Below are 22,831 nucleotides of genomic sequence, written 5' to 3' on the forward strand. Positions count from 1 at the left end.
TCATGGGTAATCAGGTTGTTTATTCAGATAAAACTGACATTAAGCCGTCTGCCGCCAGTAACCACTTTCGCAGCACCCAGCAATTGGTCAGGTACCTCAACCCAATTGGCATCTGATGCCAAAAACAGCTGATCACACAAATTCCCGAGTTGTGACCCCTGTCGCACGAGGATCAGATCTGCAAAAGCGCCAACCGTCATCGCGACAGGACGAAACGGTGCTCGTTTGATAAAGTGCGCTACCGCTTCTAGCACCCCAAGGTTCTGCCGCATGCCATCATTGGAAAAAGCACAATCATTGAGCATGATGCAGCCATCGGGCGAAACAAGCTCCTGATATAGCATCAGATCACGCAGCACCCATTCATACTGGTGGTTGGCATCCACATACACACACTCAAAACGTGCACCTTCCGCCTTGAGAGTCTCAAACGCAATTTCTGTTGACTCGCGCAACAGACGAACATTAGATATCGCTTTGAAGCGTTCACGGCAAATCTCGTAAAGCGCATCGAAAGTATCTTGCTCACGCATTGAGCCACCAAAATAATCGGCAAACACATCTGGATCACTAACCCAATTTGGCAGCTTTTCAAATGGGCTGTAAGCACCTAACTGCGGAAGTGGCGGTAAAGCAAGCCAACTATCGACCAATGTCATGTGACTTGGCTGCATGGTTTGGTACATGACCATCGCGTTCTCGCCACGCAGGACGCCAAGTTCGGCCAAACGCGGCTGATTACCAAGAGAAGAAAATGCCGCGGCCAAAATTTTATAAAAATCGTTTCGTGTCCAATTTACAACTTTCAATAGTACCTCCTCATCACAGATGGCAGTGATGCTGACCATTGCATGGTTTAGCTGATTATTGTGCCGTATTGGCGGTAATTATCAATTAACAAAAACAGATAGCCAGTTATTTAAGCTCTATATGTGATCCTTTTTCGGAGCGAGAACACTACTTGGCTCATATATAACCAGTTTGCCGTAACGATTGACCAACACTGCATATATTTTCATCGGCAACACCAAGTGATCCCAATTGTTCAATAATAGCCGTATGGTAATCTGATGCCACAATAAAAAATGAATCAACAATGCTGACAGTACTTATATGCTGGCATCGCAATGTTCCAATCTGCATACCATGCTTATGTGGTGAATTATCTATGTACCCAACAATTTTTATTGCTGAGCACTTTGGATTTAACCGGCAATACTCACTAAATATTTCGTAGAACTTGCAGCCCAAACCTCCGGCACCAAATATGTAAATTTTCCCATTATACTGCAATAATCGCTGCAGCAATGGAGTGGCTAGCGGTGCTGGAAAACGAATATCAAAAACAGCCAACTTTGCACGATCGATGGATTGTTTTACTACAGAAAATACCGATTCAGCAGCATGATTACGTTTAACATAGTCAACTGTTTTTTGAGAAACATCACGCCATTTGGTTGAATCCCATGTCATATAGTCGCTGATTAAATCAGCGTATGGACGTCGACCATAAAGCTTGACCGTATCTTCACCCAACACATCTAATACCAATCCATAACCGGCGGTGATATTCAGGTCCGTCTCATGCAACCAAGTGCCTTTCATTTTAGGCATTAAACTAGTCGAACCAACATCGATCAAAATAGTTGGCAAACCTAAAGACCCAAAAAGTAAGGGAGTCGATCCCATTGCGATACCAAAATCAAATTGACCCGCGGATATATACAGAGGAATTTCAGAAAAAGGAACCTCTCCATCAAAACTGACGGTGACATCCTTAATTTTAGCCATGGCATTCTCAATATACATCTGCGCTTCACTATTTCCTCGCCCAACCAGATGAAGTGAGACTGAAACATTCGGATGCTGCGCAGCAAAATGATCGAGCTCCAAGGAAAATTGTACTAGACCAGGACTTTTAAAAGAGTCAAAACGACCGCACCACAATATATTTAATTTTTTATTGCCAGGTTTAGATAAACACAATGCTGGAATATATTCAGTTGGTGTTTGACATATATACGCCACATGGAAGTCATGTTTAAAGACAAAGTCCATATACTGCTTAACCAGATAACCGCCCCAAAACAGGCTGCGCGTTTGATCTAGTTGTATCAATATGTGACGATATTCATCCCATAAGTTGTTATGGTAGTGAGGATTCATACATTCTGCTTGCACAAAGCCAACAGCAGGCTCCCAATGCGTCCACTCTTCATGGTGCATGGTCATTGCAGTCAAGGACCAATTTTTTTCCTGATTGAATAAAAATATTGAAAACAGGACGTTGGGCACATTATAGGTCACTATTCGCAGAAAACCATGCCTACTTGCTCGCAACTGAGCACCATACTGGGCAATAATTTCTCTAGCTGACGGAGTTTTCCATAATGAGTAATCCATATCATCTGGAATATAAATAACATCAACACAATGAGTAGTTTGGTCAAAGTAATTAGCAACATAATCGCCTCGACTTGCCAACACAGCAACCTCTTCACCAATAGACAACAAGTATTCAATGACGCGAATAAAATATGTTTGAGCACCACCAAGCTCAGGATTGCGAATAAAGAAGAGGTATGTATTTTTCATGTGTACTCTCACTCCACATCACCCATGAGAAGGCTGTACAAAAAAGAAAGGCACTGTTTCAAATGTAACTGATACTGCTTGCAAATCGACACTTCACATTAGCCAAAATCGGCATCCTTTGAAATGCCAAGCTCAGCTCCAGAGCTTTAGGTCAATCAATGCAGCTCGCATAGTAAATTTGGTCATAAATACTCTCTAACCGTTGCATGCAGTTTTTACTATTCATGTTTTTCAATATATGCTCTCGAGCATTAATACCCAATTTTTCTGAAAGCTCATGGTCTGCCAAGACCCTATCCAAAAGCATGGATATCTCGTCAATATCTTTTTCCATATGCGAATAGCCAGTAACACCATTCACAATGCCTTCAGTCGCCCCACCGCGAGCAGATGTAATAACTGGCACACCACAAGACTGCGCCTCTAATACAACGATAGGTAGGCCCTCAGCATCACCATTTTCTGCAGTAATACTTGGCAGGCACAGAACACGAGACTTTGATAGCTCCTGCTGTATCTCTTCTCGACCGAGAGCCCCTAAAAATTCAACGCGGATCTTATGCTCAATCGCAAAGTTTTTGAGCATTGCTTCTTGCGGTCCCGATCCGGCAACAACTAATTTTATATTTCTAAACTTCTCCTGAATTTTACAAAATGCGGCAAGGAGATACTGACATCCCTTTTTTTCGACTAATCTTCCAATGAAGAGGACCTGCCGTCGCTCCGACATGGCTATATCCGATGGCTTGAATTGCTCACAATCAACGCCAATATAACTAACTGTTAGTTTCTCTTCGGGTAAACCATATTCTATAGCACGGTTTTTTATCGCTTCTGAAACAGCCAGGAAATGAACATTCTCTTCTTTGGCGAGAGCTATAAGTCTTTCAGGATATGAGGCCATTGATCTTCCGCCACTTCCGTTATGCCACCACTCTTTATAGATGTTTATATCATATCCATGCAATGTAATTATCAATGGCACATTCATTTTTTTGGCTAACGGATATACCCTCAAGCCATCAATCGCAAAATGTGCGTGAATTAAGCTGAAGCCAGCATCCTTATACCCATCTGCTCGAGACAACAACGAAGTTTGCACATAGTCATTCAATGCTCGTTGCATAGATAAAGCCGTATGTGCTGCTTCACTTTCTAATAAAGTTTCAACAGTCAGTCCATCAAGTGGCAACCCTTTACATAATTGTATTTCACCAAGTAACGTAGCTGACCAGTGTTCAAGATTGCTAGCTTGCGCTAAAATGAATGTTTCAGAATAGGGCAGAAGGTGAGTGCGAAAAATCAGGATTTTTTTCATTGCACAACTTCCTTTAAAGTTGAAGTCACACCACAACCGCTCATCGTTATAATCAACGATAGCATACTGGAACTATATCTATAAATTTACGCCCATCTACCCAATACGGATGCACCCACTCGCCATCCTGGATAATATACTCATCATTTAAATAGACAAAAGGCTGGATATTTTCATCAACATCAAATGAGCTTATCATCTCTACAGATGAAAAGACGTTTTTATAGCGATCATAGTAATCTAATCCAGGTGCGCGGACATGATAATCTTGTAATGGGTCTGGTTCATCATATTCGATTGTATGCTCACAAACAACTGGAACAGGCAATATAGCAATACCATTTGGTCTTAAAATGCGATGAATTTCAAATAAAGCTTTTCGATCATCAGGAATATGTTCCAGCACATGCGAGGCAAAAACAAAGTCAAATTATCCATCGGGGAATGGCAGCGATTGAATATCCACTTGATAGTCGACATCGCCCATTGTCAAATCAGCGGTTTTATAGGAACCAAAATGCCCATCAAAAAATACCCGCATACCTGGTTCAGGTGCGAAATGTAACGCACTCATTCTCTGCATAATTTCTTTATTTAGCAATTTTTGCAAAACAGAAAATTGCAGACGATGCAGCTCGAGACTTAAGCAGCGGGGACATTGTGCATGAAAACGCCCACGAAATGTAAGTAGTTGTCCACGACAATCACATAAGGGGCAATGAAAGCTGTAACGATCCACTTCTAACTCCTAGCCGCCGCTCAGATATTTATATAGATTGGCAAATTGATACAACATGCCCGTATTTAGCGTATAAGACTATCGTGTAATTATACAAACGAGCCACATTACAATATTTATTCGGTTAATTACTCTGAAAAGTAAAACAGCGAACTAAAAAATATAATCCAAATTTTCTTTTAGCCAGTAAACTTTTTAACCCCATGAATCTTAGATAATTAAATATACCGAATAGACCAAAAAACTTACAATAAGACATATATCTCGATGATAAGCTCGACACCAATGCTCGCTGAATAAATGTTTTATTTTTATCGTTGATTTTGATTAAATTCGAATATAAACATCCTATCTCAACAAGACTATACTTCGATGGTTTATCTCCTGGGAAAAGAACCAAATCGTTCAGTATGCGAACATCGATATTGAGTCCAAACGAAGCGAATTGCTTGGCTACGATTTTCTTCGCTGAGTACTGTTGTGCTCTGGCATTAGCACTTGATTCTTGTTGTTTATGGATTCGATATATTAATAAGCATTCAGGCAATACCTTTAGCTTAGATAGATCTCTCATGGACACCCAGAACGCATAATCGGTAGCACTAACAACACCGCAATGTTTAAATGAGAATCCCGTTTTTATCGCAATATCAGTTCTAGCCATTGCAACGGGATTAATAATAGCATTGCCAGTTAACATATTGACTGCAATTTTATCCGGATCCGATTCTGGGATATATTGTTCCAGTGAATCGAAGGCGATATAACCAGCACTAACGGCTCCCACATCAGGGTGAGACTCAAGATAATCGATCTCAGCCCTGAAACGATGAGGAAGTGAAATATCGTCAGCATCCATCCATGCGAAATAATCTGTATCAACGAGAGACAAAAGCTCATCACGGCATGTTGCTATACCCTGATTTTTACTGTGCGACTTAACGACGATTCGTTCATCAACACTTGCAAACCTTTCTATAACACGTAACGAATTATCTGTTGAACCATCATCAAGAATAATAAATTTAAATTCACCATAGGTCTGGGATAAAATAGAACAAACTGATGCAGGTAAATATCTTTCCGCATTAAAAACAGGCATAAGGACAGTTAGCTTCGTCATAATAACCTCATCCTTTTAGATCACAACACATGGCAAATGCTCAATACTATCAAGTATTTCATCATAAAATGCAACTGATGCAATTATGATAAGACTAATATTATGTTCTTTTATTTCATCTGGGTGATATATTGGAATGCAATTATCATTTACAACACTGAAAAGGGATTTATCAAAATAACATTTAATATCATATCCTGCGGCAGTACATATTTTTTGCAACCGAACACCATATTCACCAGCGCCATATATGCCAATCTGACCACTATGTTTTTTGGCATAAGTAAGCACTTTAATTACCCAGTCATCTTCGATGCTATTCTGCATCCCATTAAGGAATAGCTTATAAGTATTTATTTCCGTTGATGTAATGTTGATTTTCGAGTTGTGATGTCCATGCACTATTTTATTCAAAGACTCACAGATTGGAGAGAATAGTTCAAGAGAGGATACGAGTTTCAGTAGACTACATAACTCAGACTTGGGAATATCAAATAATCTCTTGACTAGAGCATTGTTAGCTATTGATATAATATCCCTAGCTAAAATACACTGATCTTCACTTAGCCATTTATTGATTTTTGCCAAACCAGTGAGAAGTGGGATTATATAAAAACATGAAATATCAGGTTTATTTTTCAAAAAAAATAAGACATTGTGAATCCAGACATCAACTCGAGATTTCTGCATACCAGAGCTATTTTTAGACATAGTTCCATGACGTCTATAGTACACAACACCAAGCTGATGTGACGAATAGAACTTACAACCAGATATTGCTAACCTAAAAATAAGGTCATAATCCTCACAACCATAAACTATACGTTCATCTGTTGAGAATCTTCCTATATTTTCCACTGCAGATTTTACAAACATATAAGAATGAATTGGCGCCAGATTATCCATCATTAATGCCGATAACGGATCACCAAATGCAGGAATGATTTCTGCTTCAACATTGGTTTCCTCATCAATTTCAACAAAACCAATAATGTTTACAGCGGAAGTCTCACGCTCAAGACTGACTGCTTGCATTCTTATACATCCAGGTAATAACTTATCATCAGCATCAAGAAATTTTATTAGAGACCCACTACTATTAGCTATACCTGTATTTCTTGCTGCGGAGAGACCTTGATTAGTTTGCCTAATCAATTTAATAGGAAATGCATACTTTTCTTTTATAATTTCAACTGGCTTAACCGAACCATCATCAACCACGATAACTTCTATATCCTGATAATCCTGCGCATCAATAGACTCAAGCGCCCGAGTTAAATATTCTTCTTGTTGATAACATGGAATGATTATTGATACGCACATATTTTGAAACCTTGCAACAATTAATTATAGCTTCCTAAAAATAACATCCACATTTATTGAACCATTAGCCGATATCTCTTCAAGCGATACAAGCTTACTTGTTAAATCAGATATATTATGTCGTTCTAACTGATTCCATATGAAGAGACTGTTATTTTCGATACAAAAATTCCATTGATGCATTCCCTTATACTGTTCACGCTCTGCTTCATTCTCGGAATGCTGAATATATATATATCCACCTGAACGAGTAACATCGATCATACTCATAATACAAATAATTGGATCATAGCTATGATCCAATGTATTTCTAGCATATGAAATGTCAAAAGAACCCTTAGAAAACTTCTCCAATATACGCTCAGTTTCACAATATTCAGTTACAACTGGTGGAGGAAGAGGAAACTGCAGCTTTTGATATTCATTGGCTAAAGCATCTATCGCTATTATTTTTATATTTTTGGTAGCATGCTTCTTACCTAAGATAGTTAATGGACCTGCACCACAATCTAGGATAGATATATTATCTCCCTCCATACCACTAACCAGTTCATGGAGTCTATCTCGTAGAGGAAGCTCAGGATCCAACCTATCAGTAAAATCCCGAGACCATATACCACCACGATTTTCTACCCATGCAGACCAAAAATCCACTTCATAACGGATACCATCTACCCACTGTTCCTTTTTCATTTCAGCCCCCATAAACTATATTATATTAAATGTTTTTGTTGTCATGGCATTGATTTCTTTTATTATTTCATTTCTGTAAGGGACTGAAGCAATAATAATTGCATCTATTTTTTCATCATCAATAATTTCTTTTTTTATATCAACCTCTAAATAACTACCCTGAGCATGCTTGTCGATGATATAGACTAACTGATAATTTTTAATCATATATTTTAGATAATAACAAACTCTACGTCCTCTTTGCCCAGCCCCCCAAATAGCTACTCGCCCTCCAGACGGCAGGCTTGTAAATAGTCGCTTGAGCAATTGATGATCATCATTATCTAGATAGCACTCTAATGGTATTCCTTTATATGGTGTTTTTTCTTTATATGACAGATACTGTATTGTATAGGGATGAATAGACGAAACATGCCATGGTTTTTCCTGACCACAAAAATGCACTAAAACAGGAGTTATATTTACATCCTTTAAAATATACTCAGGTTGAGCATTCCATTTATGGTCCAAATACAATGATTTATTTTCTAATACGATATTCAAGGCGTCTTGATCATTATGTTCAAAACCATTATTTTCAACCAGCAAATCCATCGCATTCATGCTGATATTATTTTTACGCCACTTAATGAGGTCCATCATCATAAAACCAGCGTTGAAGTACTGCCCAGAAGATATTCCTCGTTCCTGTTGCTTCTCTTTGTCACATCCCAAGATGTGGTCAGATACCACCGCGACGACAGCATCCCCCATCTCTATCAACCAAAGCGGGCTGATATCTCCCACAGCAATCATGTCTGCATCGATGAACAATACTTTATCAATATTGTATAAAACTTCAGGTATGGCAAATCTATAGTAGGTAACTTCGTTCAATCTATTGTTATAGAGGCTACTGATCGGGATGTTTTTATAATCAGGGAAGTCATCATGAAACTGAATCTCTATATTCCTAGAAATCAATGTAGATAGCTTAAGTCTATTTTTTTCATTAAGCCGGCCTAAAATATGACATTCCAGTTTAAAGCACTGATCTAGATGTTGACTCAGACTATGTATCAAAACTGCTAAATGAATGGCAAAAGTATTGTCAATACAGAAGGCAACATGGATGGTTTTTCTCATATGGTTACCTGGTCACGTTAATGAAAAACGCTGTCGATCAGCCAAAAATTTGCTCAAACACTCGTTCAGGTTCATTTTTATGTTGCCATGCAAACTTATGTCGCTCATCAAAGAACCATTGATACTGAGCGGAGTCCGTTATGAATAAATCAAACAACGCCCAGTTTTTGGCACGCAAAAAATACAGCGCAGTGGAAAACCACAGATGACTTTTCCCCCTTTTTACTAACGACTCATCCATTCCGGTATGAAGCGCCAAATCACACGCTGCCAGCATATCTTGCAAAGCAAGTTTGCGACGATCTTCTGAAGAGCGAATAGCTCCACAAATGCTACTACTGTGAACCCGATAACGCCCATATACTTGCGGAATACGGTCTATATTTCCGCCCAGATAAGATGAATTAAGAATATGCCAAGAGTAGTCATTCACTATATGGCAATCCAGATTTACCGCATCCAGCATTCTTTCGTGCCGGCGAAAAGCACAGGAACTGGTATTGAAAAAGAGTCCGTATTGTACTAAATGCTCCGGACCAGCTCGTTCAGGGATATATTTGGCGTTGTAATAATCCTTGCTGAATAGCGAGGTGGTCCGATTGGAATCGCTATCAAAAACTTCCGCTTCGTGATAAACGAATCCGCAATCTGGATGCTTATCCAGATGATCACTCAACGCTTGCAGCTTGCCGGGTAGAGCCAAATCATCACCATCGACATAAACCAGATACGAGCCCTGAGCTTGTTCCAACAAGGCACGTATGGTCAGGCACACCCCTATGTTTTTTTTGTTTTGCAATGCCCGTAGTGCAGGCCACTGTGATGCCAGCCGCTGCATAATGGCCCAGGAGTCATCGCTCGAACCGTCATCAATGGCGATGACCTCAAAATCGAAATTGGTTTGCTGTTCCAGCAGACTTAGCAGACAGGGCTCGATAAAGCGCCCGAGGTTATATACCGGCACCAGTACGCTGACTTTCATAGAGGATCCAGAAGTAGAGTAAAAAAGAAGCGAATAGGAGAAAATGGACAAGGCTACCGCACGGTCTCTGTCAACCCTTCCTGCCCTTCATGGCAATATTTACTGCAAGAGCCGTGCCTGACCAAGCTAATTCATTGATATGACTTGATTTATGTGACCTGGAATCCACTATTCAATGCGAGCAAGCTGACGACTGCAGGCCACCAGCATGTCGATGCCGTCCCAGAGCCATTCGAATGCGAGTGCCTGTCCGGGACTTGCCACCCTATCGATACGGCAGCAAGGCGACAGCTGTAGCGCACACTCAAGCCGCGTCTTATCTGGCCCAACCCAGACACAGGTCTGCATATCCCACGGTTGTAACAGCAACTCATCAAGGGTATCGGCAATAAATTCGGCAGCTGTACCTCCTCCGATGTGTGCAAGCCGCAAAGATACGGCAGGAGTCAATAAGGTGACGCCAGCAAAGGTCTCTAGCTGCATCTGACCATCATGGGCGGCATTTTGTTGACTATTGATAAGGCGTTCCATCATCAGCGAGGGATTATCTGCAAATGGGGCGAAGATCCCTTCGAGCAGACGACGGCGCAACGCACTGGCGGGAGTGCCCAACCAGCAAATGGTGGTGGGGGACGCGCAGGCTTGCTGATTGAAGCGGGTAAAGTCTTGCTGCAAAGCCACCACCACTTGCCGCCACGCGGCCGCATCCAGGCTGGCGAGCCATTGACTATCAAATACCGCCATGGAACGGCGATCCGGAAACACGATTTCCTGAGCGCGGGGTGAGAGCGGAATAGCCCGTACCCGGCCGATGGTTTCATCACCGCCCCAGATAATGCGAAGGCAGCACTGGGCCGACAGCCAGGTGGTGACGCGCTCGTCATGGTCATAGCGGATAAAACGGGTACGGGAGGCAATCTCTTGCCACTCGGGCAGAGAGAATAGCTCGTTCAGGATGGTCAGCATGGCCTCTTGCACCGGGTCGATACGCGATGAGAGACGTACCACGGACCCATTGCCCATCAGCAGCGCCATGATCCAGGAGTAAAATGCGACGGTCGGCACGTTGGAGGGGACCAGATGAAAAACCATCCCCAGCGGTGCGCGCCCTGCCATGCGTTTGCGCTGTACCTCAATCTGGCGCGGCCGCAACCAAAAACCAAAGGCGGCCAAATCCGGATTCTCTCGCCCCTCCTGCTGCAGACGTGCAGAGAGCGCAGCCACAAAGTCATAGATGACGGGCGCAAAGCTTGGCAACGGGTAAGTGACAACACCTTGCCAGCCGCTGACGGGAGCCACGAAAGCGACCTCTGGCCCCGCTTGCCACATGGCATCTTCTGCATCTGACCGGATCACTGGAAAGTGTCGCTGCATCCCCTCACCTCGGCGCCTTGCTGACGTCCTGATACATGAAAATAACGACCACGACGGCCGCAGGGGCAATCATCCTCACCCAGCAGCACACCGAGATCCTCGCTGAGCAAACTGTGGCCTGGATAACTTTGGGGAATGGCAGAAATCACCTGCAACAAGCCGGGCTGGCCGACCCCGAGCGGTCGATGAGTCAGCGGATCCCGCACCAGCAGGTCGGCAAACACGGGGGCATGCAAATGCCCCTGCTCGCACTCGACGAAGACCGAGCCCACCTGCTCCACCATGCCGTAAAAATTGTGCACCCGACGCAGACCCAGTTGTTCGTGACAGCGCTGCTTGAAGGCCGGGTTGTCCACCGCCAGATGCTGCAATTTCTTCCAGCCCCCGCTGTGAAACAGTATGCCCTCGGCAAAGGGCAGTTGCATGCCGCGCTCGCGTAGCGGCTCCAGCAGGCACTGCCACACCATGAAGGTAAAGCCAAACAGCAACACAGGCTGACCGGCGTATTTGTCACAAAACGCCTCGATCACCGGCCAGTTGGGCCGCATCTGCTCATCGAGGGCATAGGTATGGTCTCGGCCAAGGAAGGAGAGCCCCAGCGCACCGGCACCGCGGGCTGAAAAACCGCTGCGGTTTTGAATCAGGGCGGGTTGCTCCACCAGCAACATGGGCAGCCGTTGCTTGCCGACAAACTCTTGCAGGATCTTCACCAGCACCTTGCTCTGCAACGCGGCAGTATCCCGATCCAGCACAATTCGTGACGGTGTTCCGGTCGTGCCAGAGGAGGTGAGCACCTTGAACACCTCCTCCTCTGGCACGCTCTGCCACTGGGCCAATTTGAACAAGCGGGCAGCCAGATAGGGAAGCGCTTGGTACGTCGAGGCCTGACCCCAGCCAAACGCCGACAGAATATTGGCAAAAGCTGGACACCCCTGCCCATGGCGCTGCGTCAATTCATTCAGGCGAGCAAGGAGTAACCCACTTTTTTCATGTTGGGGCAGCCCAAAAACCGGCGCATCAAACAGCCTGTTCATAGTTGCTCCAGCTCTGTTAATAGGGCCGGATAATCAATCTTCATATTGCTGCGTCGTGGCAAATGATGTTGGTAGATACGCACGCTTGATGGCGGCACCATCAGCCAGCGGGCCAGCTCCAGCTGTAGTGCGTCACAGGGGCATGCATCTGCCTCGATGGCTACCAATAGGCGATCATCGCGGCCAGTCACGGCGCAGGAATAGCCCCTCCCCTGCAACCAGGCTTCCACTTCCGCCAAGCTCACCCTTTTACCAAACAGCTTCAGGAAACGGTTGAGCCGCCCGGTCAGATAGAATCGGCCCGCCTCATCACAACGAGCCAGATCGCCGGTAAAGAGCGCATCCATATCGCGCCCACGCGCCAGATCTTCGGTACACTCGGCATAGCCAAGCATCACATTTGGCCCTTGGTAAACCAGCTCCCCCTCCCCGTCGGGAAAGCCGGGCTCATGACGCAGAGAGAGACGCCCGCCCGGTACTGCGCGGCCGATGGCATCCGGGGCAATCATTACTTCATCGTGCGCTAACCAGGCGATGCGCGGCGCCGCTTCGGTCTGACCATACATCACGAAAAAGCGGCGTCCCAGCGCAGATGCCTGTTCGGCAAATTGCTTTGCCAGTGCTGGCTCAAGTCGTCCTCCGGCTTGGGTCAGTGTCATCAGGCTGGGATAACGCGCCCACTCAAAACGCAAACGGTTTAGCATCTGAAAGGTAAACGGCACCCCAGCCACACTGGTGACCTGATGGCGATTGACCTCATCCCAAAATTGGCGCTCAAGGGGGCTGGCTGTGCATGAAACCAGAGAGGCGCCAACCAAAAGATGGCTGTTAAGTACCGACATCCCGAAGGAGTAAAAAAGTGGCAATGAGGTGATGGCTAGCTCACCCCCGTTCAGCGCCAGATATGCGGCGATGGCCGCGGCATTAGCATCAAGATTGGTTCGCGACAATCGCACCCATTTGCAGGAGCCGGTACTGCCCGATGTCGGCAGCAGCATGGCCAGCTCTGGGTGAAGTGAAGGCGCATCGCCAAGATGCGCAACTGCCCCATTCTCTAATACCCGCAGACTTACACCAAAGCGCTGGCACTGCTCATGGTGCAACCGGGCATCCTGTGCAGGATCTGCCAGCATGATGGCGTGGCCATCACGCAGGGCCAGCAAGTAGTGCAGCAGATGCAGGGTAGACGTCACAAATGGCAGGTAGACCAAATGGCGGCCAGCAGGATAGATGGTGGCCAACTGCGCCACACGCCGAGCCAGCTCACCATAACTGAGCCACCCCTCTTGCGGGTCTCGCCAGGCTGGCTCGTCATTACTTTCAACCAGATGTGTCAACAAATCAGGCTGGCTCAAATCACCATCCCTCCATCGACCCCAATCACCTGGCCGGTCACATAGCTCGACAAGTCGGATGCAAAAAACAAGGCCACCTTGGCCACTTCATCTGGTGTGCCAATCCGCCCCATGGCGATGCTGGCCACCCGCTCGGCAAACTTCTCTTCCGGGATAGCGTGGGCCATATCGGTATCGATAAAACCGGGGGCAATCGCATTGACCCGGATCTGGCTGGCGGCCAGCTCCTTGGCCAGTGACTGGGTAATACCGATCACTGCCGCCTTGCTGCCGGCATAGCAGCTGAGTCCAGCCGCTCCTACTTGCCCCATCAGGGAGGCGAGATTGATGATGCTGCCACCACCGCTGCGCTGCATCAGGCGGGCGGCATACTGGCTGCAGTAGATCACGCTAAAGGTATTGTTGCTGAATGTCTTTTGCAGATGGGTCTGGTTCGCCATCCCCAATAACGCCTCTTCCAGCATGCCGGCATTGTTGACCAACACGTCCAGCTGACGAGTCTGAGCAAACAACTGCTGAAAAGCCTGCTTGACCGCCGACGGATCAGCCACATCAAAACAGAGAGGCTGGCAAGGCACGCCAAACTCGGTACCAATCGCGGTCGCCAGCTGGCTCATGGTCACCTCATCACGGCCTCCCAGCCACAATTCCGCCCCCTGAGAGGCAAACTGGCGGGCAATGGCAAGACCGATGCCACGCCCAGCACCGGTGATCAACACCCGCTTGCCCTGCAACAGCCCCAGCATCAGAAAGCGACCCCGTACTTGGCTAGGATCTCGCGCGCCTTGCCGACCGAACTCATGTCGATAATGTCATCGGTGTCGAGTAATACACCGTAGTTATCCTCCAACTGGGCAATCAGCCCCATGTGGGCGACGGAGTCCCACTGCGGGATGCTATTGTAGGCCAGCCCATCGCTGACGCTGCCGATATCAATACCCAAAGCCTCGGCAAAAACCTGTTCCAATGCGATTGTCATCTGAAAAATCTCCGTAGCCGCTCACGGGCGGCATAGTAATCCGCAGGCTGCAATTCCAATGCAAAAAATCCGTTCTCTTGCCCTATCTGGCGGTAACCCAGTTGTTCATTCAAGCGCAGGGCCGAGCGATTGTTCTCCCGAACCAGGGTCCGTATACAACCGATGTGCAACTCATCAAACCCCTGATCAAGCTGAGATAAGGCAGCAGCAACGGCCAACATGGGATGCCGCACGGTCGAGTTGCCCAGATAGAGTCCCGCATCGGCAATCGCCTGACCCTGCAGCTTGCCCTGGCACTCACCTTTCAGATTGACGTAACCCGCTCGCACGCCCTTGCACCAGAGCACCCAGTGCTGCTGATCCCACCGCTCACGGGTAGCGGTGAACCATTGGCGCTGCTGCCGTGGCGAAATACGCGTCTGAGATACCATCTGCATTCGCACCTCATCCTGATTGCGCCAACGCCGCAAAGCGGGAAGATCCCACGGCTCTATCGGGCGTAACTCAACGCCATAGCTCATCTTCAACGCCATCCACTTTTCATGATCTGTCTCTCTTATCGACCACACTGCTGCCATTCCGTAGCAAAAATCGATAATACAAGCAGAAAAACCAGTATAATATCAAAAATAATCAAAGAGTTGACATCGATTATCCTGGCTTTGGCCAGTCATTAATCCAGCAGAGAGAGCCCATCATGGCCATCGCCATTATCCCGGCCCGGGGTGGTAGCAAACGCATTCCACGCAAGAATATCCGCCCCTTCTGTGGTCAGCCCATGCTCGCCTATGCCGTCCAGGCGGCGCAAAAATCTGGCTGTTTCAGCAAGGTGGTGGTCTCCACCGATGATGAGGAGATTGCCAAGGTCGCTCGTCAACTGGGCGCGGAAGTACCATTTCTGCGGCCAGCCAACCTCGCCGATGATCACACAGGTACCACCCCTGTGGTGATCGACACCATCCAGCGACTCGACCAGCTCGGCATCCAGGCAGAGGACTACTGCTGCATCTATGCCACGGTGCCGCTTATCCAGGCCAATGACCTGAAGGCCGCCTATCAGCGGCTGACCGCAAGCAAGGCACCATTTGTCTATACCGTGGCCGAGTTTGGCTTCCCTATCCAGCGCGCCGTGCGCATGGATGAGCAGGGCCGGGTCACCCCCTTCTGGCCGGAGCAGATGGCGAAACGCTCTCAGGATCTGGAGCCAGCCTATCAGGATGCAGGTCAGTTCTATTGGGGGACGCGGGCTGCCTGGTTGGGCGGGATCAGCCCCATCGGTGAAGAGGGGATCGGCCATATTCTGCCAAGACATAGAGTGGTCGATATCGATACACCGGAAGATTGGCATCTGGCCGAACTGCTCTATCAAGTACTGGCCCAAGATGGCGTTTAAGGTTGCCTTCCGGCTCGATGCCGGAGCCGAGATCGGCTTGGGCCATCTGATGCGCTGTCTGGCCATCGCCGATCGGCTTAAAACGGCTGGCGCCGAGTGCCACTTTCTCTGCCATCAACTGCCGGCTCACCTGCTGCCACTGCGGCACTCCCACCAGCATCACGCTCTTTGTGCTCTGGACGATGCAGGCCCCTTGCCCACCTTACGCCCGGAGTGGCTGGTGTGTGATCACTACCAGATTGATCGGCAGATCGAGCAGACATTGGCAATCCACTGTGGTCAGTTGCTGGTGATCGACGATCTGGCCGATCGCCCTCATCATGGTCAGTTGCTGCTGGATCAGGGGCCGCTGCGCAGCACAGCCGATTACCAGTCACTCGTCCCTGCCGACTGTCGGCTGCTGCTGGGCACCGACTATGCCCTGCTGCGCCCCGCCTATCGCCAGTTTGCACGCCAAAAGGCCAGCCGGTGGCAACGTGGCCTCATCTGCTTTGGTGGTGCCGATCCAGCCGGAGCCTGCCTCGTCACCCTCAACAGCCTGGCCAAGCTGCCCTGGGCCCGCACCATTAGCTGGACCCTAGTGGCGGGCGGCGCCAACCCCTTCTGGCCCGAGCTGGAACAGAGAGTGGCCGAGCTGGCCGACCTCGATTTGGTGCTGCTGCGCCAGAGCGAACAGATGGCCGACCTGATGAGCCGGCACGACTTCGCCATCGGCGCCGCCGGCGGCATGACCTGGGAGCGGGCCTGTCTCGGCCTGCCGACCCTGGCGGTGCCCATCGTCGACAACCAACAGTTCAACGACCAGGTGATCGCCCGCTTTCAGCTGGCAGAGCGGCTGACCCTGAGCGAACTGGATGAACCTGAGCGGCTGATGCTGGCCCTGCAACGACTTGAATTGCAAGCAGATGACTATCGCTGCCGCGGCCAGCAACAGGTGGATGGGCTGGGGCTGGATCGGCTCACCGCCTGGCTGCTACCACAATCCGATTATCAACTGTTGCCAGATGGCCAACAGTGGCAACTACGCCATGATGACCAACTGCTGCTTACCTTGACTCTGGACTGTCAGCATCTGACATGGCAGGCCGCCCAGCCACTTCAACCAGCGGAGTGGCAAGAGCTGGCACATCGCTTGCTAACAATATTCTCCCAATTTCCCCTCTATCTTGCCGAGCCACCGCAGATAGCGCCCCCTGCCCCCTGGCAGCCGGCGCCGCAAGGCTGGCAACTTGGCACAGGAATCTGAACACAGATGCAGATCGATCATCGCCCCATCAACCAGGAACAGGCGCCCTATGTGATTGCCGAATTGTCGGCCAACCACAATGGCAATCTGGACCGCGCCCTGGCCATCATGACCGCAGCCAAAGAGGCCGGGGCCTGCGCCGTCAAACTGCAAACCTACCGCCCCGATACCATCACCCTCAAAAGCGATCGGCCGGAATTTCAGATCCACGGCGGTTTGTGGGATGGCCACAGCCTCTACGATCTTTATGAGTGGGCGCACACCCCCTGGGAATGGCATCAGGCCCTGTTTGCCAAGGGCCGCGAGCTAGGGCTGACGGTCTTTAGCAGCCCGTTCGACTTCAGTGCGGTGGACCTGCTGGAATCAGTGGACTGCCCGGCCTACAAGATTGCCTCCTTCGAGTTGGTAGACCTGCCCCTCATTCGCTACGCAGCCCAGACCGGCAAGCCGCTGGTCATGTCCACCGGCATGGCCAACGAGACCGAGATCACCGCTGCGGTCGAGATGGCGCTCAAGCATGGCAACGGTCAACTGGCGCTGCTGCACTGTGTGAGCGGTTACCCGGCCCCCGCTGCCGAATACAACCTGCGCACCATCCCCATGCTGCGCCAACGTTTTGGCGTTGAAGTCGGACTCTCCGATCACACCCTCGGCTCAGCCACCGCCATTGCGGCCACCGCGCTCGGGGCAACCCTCATCGAGAAGCACTTTACTCTTTCCCGCGCCGACGGCGGGCCGGATTGTGCCTTCTCCATGGAGCCCGCCGAACTCACCGAGCTGATTAACTCGGTCAATACCGCTCAGGCAGCGCTCGGGGTCGCCGACTACCAGCTCACCCAAAGCGAACAGGGCAACCGCGCGTTTCGCCGCTCCCTCTATCTGGTCAAAGATATTGCGGCAGGAGAGGAGCTCACCGCAGCGCACATCAAATCGGTACGTCCCGCCCTCGGCCTGCCCCCCGCCGATTCCGATCGACTCATCGGCAAGCGGGTCAGTCGCGACATGGCAGCCAATCAGCCGCTGAGCTGGGAGTGGGTCATACAGGATGAATGAGGCACTGTTTGCTTGTCATGGCCAGCTTATCAGTAAGCACTGGCCCACCCTTTGGCCCCGCCTGTTGGCACAAGATGTAACGCACCTTCAGGTTGAGCTAACCGAGGGACTGGGTTCTACCCTCAGTGTCGACGGGATCCAGCTCACCAGCCGTCACGACAGAGTAAAGGAGGCCGATTTGCAGGCCGCCAGCCTGCCCGATGAACCCGTACTGTATATCTATGGCACCGGGCTTGGCGATCTGCCCCGCGCACTGTTGCGACGCAGCAGCTTGCGCCGTCTGGAAGTGAAGATCATGAATGGCGCCCTGTTTGCCCTGGTGCTGCGCCTGCTGGAGCAGGATGACTGGCTCGCTGATCCCAGGGTCGTGCTCACCATGGCGGGGGATGACAAAGATATCCGCCTGCCCTTCTTTTCCTTACCGGCCGAACTGCAGTTGGCAGAGGATGCTGCCGCACGTATCCGGGATAGGCTGATCAGCGAGATCAACCTGCCATTCGTCAATCGCCGATTCAGAGCCGACGACCCCGAACGCCTGGCCCGACTAGAAAGCAATCGCGAACTACTGGCACACGACGCTGATGTAGCGGAGTTGTTTGGGACTATAACTGGCAGCACGGCACTGATCATCGCTCCCGGCCCGACACTGGCACGTCACCTGCCCTATCTGGGCGGACTTGCGAAACTACCCACACGACCACTCATCATATGTGTCGATACGGCCTATAAGACACTGCTGGCGCACCACATCAAGCCGGATCTGGTCGTCACGATCGATCACCTGATAAATCAGTTCATGTTGCCAGCTCAAGACTCCAAAGAGGTCAAGCTGGTCTACTTCCCCATGCTGCCCCACAACACGCTGGCCGCTTGGCTGGGGCCGCGTTATGGCGCCTACTCGATGAGCCCGACCTATGAGGCACTGTGCACCAGCTTACCCAGAGGCGTGCTGTATTCTGGGGGGAGCGTGATCCATCCAGCCGTGGACCTGGCGGTAAAGATGGGTGCCAACAATGTCATCTTGATGGGGGCCGACTTTGCATTCCCGGGCAATCAAACCCATACCGGTTGGCAAGATGGTTCACTTGGCCCGAGTGCCCATACAGCGCGTCATTGGGTGCACGATGGCCATGGCAATCGGGTGGCCACGACCCTGAACTTTGCCGGCTACCTGTGTGAGCTGGAGCGCTACATAGATCGTCACCCCGAGGTTCGTTTCTGGAATACCTGCAAGGATGGCGCACATATCCAGGGCTGCCAATATCATCCGGAGATAACCCTATGAACTCCCCACTGACAGTACAACTCACCACGCTGGCACACCGTTTTCGACTTGGCTTGTCTCTGGAGGCAATCCAGACGCTTCCTGTCTTGCTGGAGCAAGCCGCATCCGAGAGCCTGAGCTGGCCGGTACAACAGCAGCAACTGCTGCCCGTGCTCATCAAGCGCATACTGGAGCAACAAGAACGTGAGGATTGGCTGGCCCTGGCTGACGAGATCGAATATGAGTTCGTCGCCCTCTTGGAAATGGCAGACAAGGGGTGACGCCCTCCCCGGCTTCACGTTCTACACCTCATACAAAAAAGCCCTCCATCGTCTCTGACGGGAGGGCTTTGATTGTTCTGACAGCTCAAGATGTCAAAAATATTATGACAACTGATAAGCCAAACCTGGCACAGCCGCGATGTGTCTTCCCTGGATATAGTCGAGGGCATGCGGGTAAATCATCTCCATGCGCTCAAGGTATTCAACAAAGAGATACCTGTGCTCGTTGACACATGTCATACACAAGGCTTCATCATCATTGGAGTAAGCTATCGCCAGATATAGGGTAAACATGCCATTGAGCGAGCCAAACAATATATTATGAATATGAGACTGCCGGCTCTCCCGGATCACGTTGATATATTCCATACTGCGTTGCATTGCCTCCAACAGCATGGCTCGTGAGGCAAAGTCGGCAGCCCAATCTTGTTTCATCAGTGCTATCACTCGGACGAACAGTTCAACATCAAGCAGTGGCTCGACTGCATCACGAGAAGCGTCAACCGAGACCGTCATCTCATTATAGATATAATCAACCAACGCCTGCTTATCGAGCATGGATGGCAAATCCACAATATCCCGACTCTTCAGCGGTTCACATCCCTTGATCAAAGCGCCATCGGAGCAGTTGTATATGTTTGCATCCGGGCAATGCTGAACCAGAAACTCAGCCATCATCACAGAGGCAGAAAATAGCTGATTGGTTTGCACTTCACCGCCAAAGTTAGCAGGCCTGATATTGTCAGCCAGCGCCAGCGCCATATCTTTATAAGCGGCGATAGGATTGCCCTTGTCATCATAATAACCGCTCAAGCGGGAGTGATGGTGCTCGGCAGACTTGAATCCATTATCAAGCCCGAATAGATAAACGCGTTCAAAACCAAGGTGCAGCGGCAAACTGATCCCCAGGTTGCCCACCAGCGGATTGATGCAACTCAAGCACTGCAGTTCTCCCGCCCAGTCAAAATGATTGCACAACAGGACGTAAAGCGGCTCGTCAGCCTTAATACCGAGCACATATCGTTTGAACATACGCTTGGTATCGGCATGAATGACATCCGGGGCAATCATCAGGATATCCTGCAAATAGTCGCTGGCATTCATCTGGGCAAGATGTGCCGCAACCATGTTGACCCGTTCGACCGCAATATATATGTCCGGCGTAATGCCCGCCCTATAGAGCGAGGAGATTGCCGTGCCGCATGCAATCAATATGGCCTGATGCTGATGCGACCTGATAAATTCGATATCAGCATCCAGCGACGGGCCATTGGCGATGACAAAGACTGGCGTTTTTTTGAGGGGTGTGGGCAGTCGGTTTTTCAGACTGAGAAATCTAGCACCATCAAGGATATTGTCTACGCCATTTGCGAGGCCAAACAGACTGTCATCAAAAAAACCCCACCCCATCGCCAGAGAATAAAATTCTTTGGCAATTTGAGCTTGTAGCGATGAGAGCACAGACGACTGGTAATGGGACATACCAAATACGTGGGAGGATAAGAATGCACCTTTTTTGTTCACCGCATCCTTGAGATCCTGCATGATGACGTGTTCATCCTGTCCCAGAAAGATGTGAATACCCAGTTTATTTTCAGCAATATAATCCAGTAATGGCGCCCAATCAAAGCAGAACAGGGAGGCGTAGAAAAGATCCAGATTAGGCTCAAAAACAAACAGATTGACGATGTCTTTACGCTCGTAGAGATATCCCAACTGATAGCCAAGACCCAAACCAAACATAAGCATCAGTGGAATATCGTGAGGAAGTTCATCCAAGCCAGAATCAATCTGTTGGCGGAATTCGGCTAGCACATTCTCCAATACATTGGTATAGAGAAAGTGTTGCTGCTGGAAAGGATCCCACTGCCGCCCGATACCAAATTTTATCAATCCACCGGAGGCCAACGCAGCTTCGAGCTGCTGCAGGCAGTCATCAAATGGATTTTCGCCATACAACACATTTCCACTCGCCTGCCAACGCAGATTGGCAATACCATTTACACTACAAAATATTTCAAAATCGGCACTTGGTTTGTAGGATGAAAACTGCTCGGCTATCGAGGGAATATATTTTTGGAAGGCATCGATATTTTGTGAAAAACGCACCGGCATAAGCTGTGCCAAAGCTATTTCTTGCTGATGTTGTAATGTCAAACGTTGCAGCTCATTTTCCGAACGATTAATGATATCATTTAACGATGGCATTAGAATTCTCCACGATTTTTATTATATGACGCCAACGCTTTGCTGCTTCTGCTGAGCAATGAAATTGATTCAGCCACTTCATTTTTATGTTGGGAAAGCGTGTCGACAATCTGAGCATCCAGTTCAGACACCTGCTTAACAAATTCGCTATAGTCGACTTGGGGGTCACGATGGGCAATCAACTTGTCGATAACCGTGCGCCGTTCATCTATCAGAGCATTGGTAAGGGTTTCGTCCTCCCCCCCCAGCGATACTATGATGGACTGTGTCAGCCTGATGATTTCATTGCAAAGATCAGGCATCAGGAGAGTTCTCCCCTTTCACGGCGCATCGCATAGGCTTTTTGCTTCTCCTCCTCCGGCACCTGATCCCAAGCGCTTTTGATAGGAATCATCAGTCCGATGACTTCATCAATCGCAGCAATGTTCATGTTCACAGATGCATCGAGCAAACGATCCTTCATATAGCCATACAAGCCATAGAGATCATTGGTAATGCCTCCCAGCTCCATATCAAGAGAGTCCTGCAGGCCATTCAAAATTGCAGTAGCCGACGAAATCAGCATTGATTTTTGCTCATAATCCTTGCGTTCAATGGCGCCTTTTGCCTTGGCCAAACGCTCCAGAAAACCCTGCATTAGCAATTGAATGACACGATGGGGATCGGCAACCGACAATTCGGCCTCAAGTGACGTTGCGCTATATGCTTTAATGTTTCGCTGGTACATAATACTGTCTCAATTAAAT

At 48.8% G+C, this 22,831-nt stretch carries 23 protein-coding genes and 1 pseudogene; 5 read left to right on the forward strand and 19 right to left on the reverse strand.

The window, feature by feature from the left end; translation table 11 throughout:
- Positions 1-23: 23 nt before the first annotated feature.
- The 16 genes and pseudogenes from BN1125_RS12725 to BN1125_RS12785 form a co-directional block, all read right to left on the reverse strand.
- On the reverse strand, positions 24-809 hold the full coding sequence (locus BN1125_RS12725) for a class I SAM-dependent methyltransferase (RefSeq protein ID WP_042012708.1): 786 nt from the start codon (positions 807-809) through the stop codon (positions 24-26).
- A gap of 157 nt (positions 810-966) precedes the next feature.
- Complete coding sequence (locus tag BN1125_RS19090; protein WP_156993334.1) at positions 967-2,595, reverse strand: hypothetical protein; 1,629 nt, start codon at positions 2,593-2,595, stop codon at positions 967-969.
- Between the two features lie 151 nt (positions 2,596-2,746).
- Positions 2,747-3,913, reverse strand: a complete 1,167-nt coding sequence (locus tag BN1125_RS12735; RefSeq protein WP_042012676.1) for a glycosyltransferase — start codon at positions 3,911-3,913, stop codon at positions 2,747-2,749.
- A gap of 52 nt (positions 3,914-3,965) precedes the next feature.
- A pseudogene (locus BN1125_RS19095) lies at positions 3,966-4,331 on the reverse strand (methyltransferase domain-containing protein); the annotation flags it as partial.
- 12 nt (positions 4,332-4,343) lie between these two features.
- Positions 4,344-4,652 (reverse strand): hypothetical protein, encoded by a 309-nt coding sequence (locus BN1125_RS19100; RefSeq protein WP_156993338.1) that lies wholly within the window; start codon positions 4,650-4,652, stop codon positions 4,344-4,346.
- Positions 4,653-4,776: 124 nt separating this feature from the next.
- Complete coding sequence (locus BN1125_RS18170) at positions 4,777-5,775, reverse strand: glycosyltransferase family 2 protein (protein ID WP_052446163.1); 999 nt, start codon at positions 5,773-5,775, stop codon at positions 4,777-4,779.
- A gap of 15 nt (positions 5,776-5,790) precedes the next feature.
- Positions 5,791-7,098, reverse strand: a complete 1,308-nt coding sequence (locus BN1125_RS18635) for a glycosyltransferase (RefSeq protein ID WP_084202310.1) — start codon at positions 7,096-7,098, stop codon at positions 5,791-5,793.
- 24 nt (positions 7,099-7,122) lie between these two features.
- Positions 7,123-7,791, reverse strand: coding sequence for a methyltransferase domain-containing protein (locus BN1125_RS18640; protein WP_167562318.1), 669 nt, complete (start codon positions 7,789-7,791; stop codon positions 7,123-7,125).
- A gap of 15 nt (positions 7,792-7,806) precedes the next feature.
- The gene (locus BN1125_RS12750) at positions 7,807-8,916 is read right to left on the reverse strand and encodes a glycosyltransferase (protein WP_042012678.1); all 1,110 of its coding nucleotides are present in this window, start codon (positions 8,914-8,916) and stop codon (positions 7,807-7,809) included.
- Positions 8,917-8,953: 37 nt separating this feature from the next.
- Entirely contained in the window at positions 8,954-9,898 is a 945-nt protein-coding gene (locus tag BN1125_RS12755) for a glycosyltransferase family 2 protein (protein WP_042012679.1), read from the reverse strand.
- 168 nt (positions 9,899-10,066) lie between these two features.
- Positions 10,067-11,272 carry an acyl-CoA reductase gene (locus BN1125_RS12760; RefSeq protein WP_042012680.1) on the reverse strand — a complete coding sequence of 402 codons (1,206 nt, stop codon included), beginning with the start codon at positions 11,270-11,272 and terminating at the stop codon, positions 10,067-10,069.
- Entirely contained in the window at positions 11,251-12,306 is a 1,056-nt protein-coding gene (locus tag BN1125_RS12765; RefSeq protein ID WP_042012682.1) for a LuxE/PaaK family acyltransferase, read from the reverse strand. The genes BN1125_RS12760 and BN1125_RS12765 overlap by 22 nt, the downstream gene beginning before the upstream one ends.
- A complete protein-coding gene (locus tag BN1125_RS12770; protein ID WP_084202312.1) occupies positions 12,303-13,661 on the reverse strand; it encodes an AMP-binding protein in 1,359 nt (452 codons plus the stop codon). Before BN1125_RS12770 ends, BN1125_RS12765 begins: the two co-directional genes overlap by 4 nt.
- On the reverse strand, positions 13,658-14,407 hold the full coding sequence (locus BN1125_RS12775) for an SDR family NAD(P)-dependent oxidoreductase (protein ID WP_042012684.1): 750 nt from the start codon (positions 14,405-14,407) through the stop codon (positions 13,658-13,660). The genes BN1125_RS12770 and BN1125_RS12775 overlap by 4 nt, the downstream gene beginning before the upstream one ends.
- On the reverse strand, positions 14,407-14,640 hold the full coding sequence (locus BN1125_RS12780; RefSeq protein WP_042012685.1) for an acyl carrier protein: 234 nt from the start codon (positions 14,638-14,640) through the stop codon (positions 14,407-14,409). The genes BN1125_RS12775 and BN1125_RS12780 overlap by 1 nt, the downstream gene beginning before the upstream one ends.
- Positions 14,637-15,173: a GNAT family N-acetyltransferase gene (locus BN1125_RS12785; protein WP_042012687.1), complete on the reverse strand. Its 537-nt coding sequence runs from the start codon at positions 15,171-15,173 to the stop codon at positions 14,637-14,639. The genes BN1125_RS12780 and BN1125_RS12785 overlap by 4 nt, the downstream gene beginning before the upstream one ends.
- A gap of 164 nt (positions 15,174-15,337) precedes the next feature.
- Here BN1125_RS12785 and pseF point away from each other — a divergent pair, with 164 nt between their 5' ends.
- From pseF to BN1125_RS12810, 5 genes are read left to right on the forward strand one after another with little or no spacing between them, the layout of a single operon-like run.
- Positions 15,338-16,033 carry a pseudaminic acid cytidylyltransferase gene (gene pseF / locus BN1125_RS12790; protein WP_042012688.1) on the forward strand — a complete coding sequence of 232 codons (696 nt, stop codon included), beginning with the start codon at positions 15,338-15,340 and terminating at the stop codon, positions 16,031-16,033.
- Entirely contained in the window at positions 16,023-17,279 is a 1,257-nt protein-coding gene (gene pseG / locus BN1125_RS12795; RefSeq protein WP_042012690.1) for a UDP-2,4-diacetamido-2,4,6-trideoxy-beta-L-altropyranose hydrolase, read from the forward strand. The genes pseF and pseG overlap by 11 nt, the downstream gene beginning before the upstream one ends.
- Before the next feature lie 6 nt (positions 17,280-17,285).
- A complete protein-coding gene (gene pseI, locus BN1125_RS12800) occupies positions 17,286-18,332 on the forward strand; it encodes a pseudaminic acid synthase (RefSeq protein ID WP_042012691.1) in 1,047 nt (348 codons plus the stop codon).
- Positions 18,325-19,617: a motility associated factor glycosyltransferase family protein gene (locus BN1125_RS12805; RefSeq protein WP_042012692.1), complete on the forward strand. Its 1,293-nt coding sequence runs from the start codon at positions 18,325-18,327 to the stop codon at positions 19,615-19,617. The genes pseI and BN1125_RS12805 overlap by 8 nt, the downstream gene beginning before the upstream one ends.
- A complete protein-coding gene (locus BN1125_RS12810; RefSeq protein WP_042012693.1) occupies positions 19,614-19,877 on the forward strand; it encodes a hypothetical protein in 264 nt (87 codons plus the stop codon). Before BN1125_RS12805 ends, BN1125_RS12810 begins: the two co-directional genes overlap by 4 nt.
- 102 nt (positions 19,878-19,979) lie before the next feature.
- On the opposite strand, the gene BN1125_RS12815 is transcribed toward BN1125_RS12810, so the two are convergent.
- Genes BN1125_RS12815 through fliS form a run of 3 tightly spaced genes read right to left on the reverse strand, consistent with a single transcriptional unit; the run spans position 19,980 to position 22,812 of the window.
- Positions 19,980-22,085, reverse strand: a complete 2,106-nt coding sequence (locus BN1125_RS12815; RefSeq protein ID WP_042012694.1) for a motility associated factor glycosyltransferase family protein — start codon at positions 22,083-22,085, stop codon at positions 19,980-19,982.
- The gene (gene fliT, locus BN1125_RS12820) at positions 22,085-22,387 is read right to left on the reverse strand and encodes a flagellar protein FliT (RefSeq protein ID WP_042012695.1); all 303 of its coding nucleotides are present in this window, start codon (positions 22,385-22,387) and stop codon (positions 22,085-22,087) included. The genes BN1125_RS12815 and fliT overlap by 1 nt, the downstream gene beginning before the upstream one ends.
- On the reverse strand, positions 22,387-22,812 hold the full coding sequence (gene fliS, locus BN1125_RS12825; protein ID WP_042012696.1) for a flagellar export chaperone FliS: 426 nt from the start codon (positions 22,810-22,812) through the stop codon (positions 22,387-22,389). The genes fliT and fliS overlap by 1 nt, the downstream gene beginning before the upstream one ends.
- Between the last annotated feature and the right edge of the window lie 19 nt (positions 22,813-22,831).

Source organism: Aeromonas fluvialis (assembly GCF_000819885.1).
Classification (GTDB): Bacteria; Pseudomonadota; Gammaproteobacteria; order Enterobacterales; family Aeromonadaceae; genus Aeromonas; species Aeromonas fluvialis.

Coding starts and splice junctions, on each gene's coding strand:
- BN1125_RS19090 (WP_156993334.1), bottom strand. CDS start 2,595: ATGAAAAATACATACCTCTTCTTTATTCGCAATCCTGAGCTTGGTGGT.
- BN1125_RS12735 (WP_042012676.1), bottom strand. CDS start 3,913: ATGAAAAAAATCCTGATTTTTCGCACTCACCTTCTGCCCTATTCTGAA.
- BN1125_RS18170 (WP_052446163.1), bottom strand. CDS start 5,775: ATGACGAAGCTAACTGTCCTTATGCCTGTTTTTAATGCGGAAAGATAT.
- BN1125_RS18635 (WP_084202310.1), bottom strand. CDS start 7,098: ATGTGCGTATCAATAATCATTCCATGTTATCAACAAGAAGAATATTTA.
- BN1125_RS18640 (WP_167562318.1), bottom strand. CDS start 7,791: ATGAAAAAGGAACAGTGGGTAGATGGTATCCGTTATGAAGTGGATTTT.
- BN1125_RS12750 (WP_042012678.1), bottom strand. CDS start 8,916: ATGAGAAAAACCATCCATGTTGCCTTCTGTATTGACAATACTTTTGCC.
- BN1125_RS12755 (WP_042012679.1), bottom strand. CDS start 9,898: ATGAAAGTCAGCGTACTGGTGCCGGTATATAACCTCGGGCGCTTTATC.
- BN1125_RS12760 (WP_042012680.1), bottom strand. CDS start 11,272: ATGCAGCGACACTTTCCAGTGATCCGGTCAGATGCAGAAGATGCCATG.
- BN1125_RS12765 (WP_042012682.1), bottom strand. CDS start 12,306: ATGAACAGGCTGTTTGATGCGCCGGTTTTTGGGCTGCCCCAACATGAA.
- BN1125_RS12775 (WP_042012684.1), bottom strand. CDS start 14,407: ATGCTGGGGCTGTTGCAGGGCAAGCGGGTGTTGATCACCGGTGCTGGG.
- BN1125_RS12780 (WP_042012685.1), bottom strand. CDS start 14,640: ATGACAATCGCATTGGAACAGGTTTTTGCCGAGGCTTTGGGTATTGAT.
- BN1125_RS12785 (WP_042012687.1), bottom strand. CDS start 15,173: ATGGCGTTGAAGATGAGCTATGGCGTTGAGTTACGCCCGATAGAGCCG.
- pseF (WP_042012688.1), top strand. CDS start 15,338: ATGGCCATCGCCATTATCCCGGCCCGGGGTGGTAGCAAACGCATTCCA.
- pseG (WP_042012690.1), top strand. CDS start 16,023: ATGGCGTTTAAGGTTGCCTTCCGGCTCGATGCCGGAGCCGAGATCGGC.
- pseI (WP_042012691.1), top strand. CDS start 17,286: ATGCAGATCGATCATCGCCCCATCAACCAGGAACAGGCGCCCTATGTG.
- BN1125_RS12805 (WP_042012692.1), top strand. CDS start 18,325: ATGAATGAGGCACTGTTTGCTTGTCATGGCCAGCTTATCAGTAAGCAC.
- BN1125_RS12810 (WP_042012693.1), top strand. CDS start 19,614: ATGAACTCCCCACTGACAGTACAACTCACCACGCTGGCACACCGTTTT.
- BN1125_RS12815 (WP_042012694.1), bottom strand. CDS start 22,085: ATGCCATCGTTAAATGATATCATTAATCGTTCGGAAAATGAGCTGCAA.
- fliT (WP_042012695.1), bottom strand. CDS start 22,387: ATGCCTGATCTTTGCAATGAAATCATCAGGCTGACACAGTCCATCATA.
- fliS (WP_042012696.1), bottom strand. CDS start 22,812: ATGTACCAGCGAAACATTAAAGCATATAGCGCAACGTCACTTGAGGCC.